The organism is Flavimaricola marinus, from assembly GCF_900184895.1.
Lineage (GTDB): Bacteria > Pseudomonadota > Alphaproteobacteria > Rhodobacterales > Rhodobacteraceae > Flavimaricola > Flavimaricola marinus.
The window spans coordinates 1-573 of the sequence record NZ_FXZK01000056.1 but is presented as its reverse complement, the minus strand read 5'-3'; the positions used below and the strand labels follow the sequence as shown (position 1 = coordinate 573).

The window sequence follows — 573 nt, the reverse complement described above, 5'->3', positions numbered from 1 at the left end:
ACCGGGGATGCAGGGGCGTATCCCCTTGTCTTTCAACGCCTCTCGTAACCAGTCGGCGTCGTAATCGCGGTCCGCGATCATCCATTCGGCAGCTGGCAGACTGCTCAGCAGGGCGCCGGCTCCGGTGTAGTCACTCACCTGGCCAGCGGTCATGAAGAACTTCAGGGGCCGTCCCTTGGCATTGGTGACGGCATGCAGTTTGGTGCTCAAGCCACCCTTGGTGCGGCCGATCAGGCGCCCGCACGGATCGTCAGGCCCCCCTTTTTCGCCCGCAGGCTCGAATCCGCGCGGTGCGCCCTTCAGGTAAGTCGCGTCAATCATAATGGTCTTCTGCTCGGTGCCCTCGGAGGCCAGTCCCTCCATCATCCGGGCAAAGACCACCATGTCACCCCACCGCTTCCAGCGATTGTAGAGGGTCTTGGGCGGGCCATACTCCCGAGGCGCGTCGCACCAACGCAAGCCATTGCGATTGATGGAAATTATGCCGCTCAACACGCGCAAATCATCAACACGCGGCTTGCCATGGCTCTTCGGAAAGAACGGCTTCAACCGCTCAATCTGCTCGTCGGTCAG

The 573-nt window shown here is 61.4% G+C and carries 1 protein-coding gene; it reads right to left on the bottom strand.

What is annotated here, in order from left to right; translation table 11 throughout:
- The coding region (locus tag LOM8899_RS23025; protein WP_110521996.1) for an IS5 family transposase at nucleotides 1-573 on the bottom strand (573 nt) is incomplete at both ends.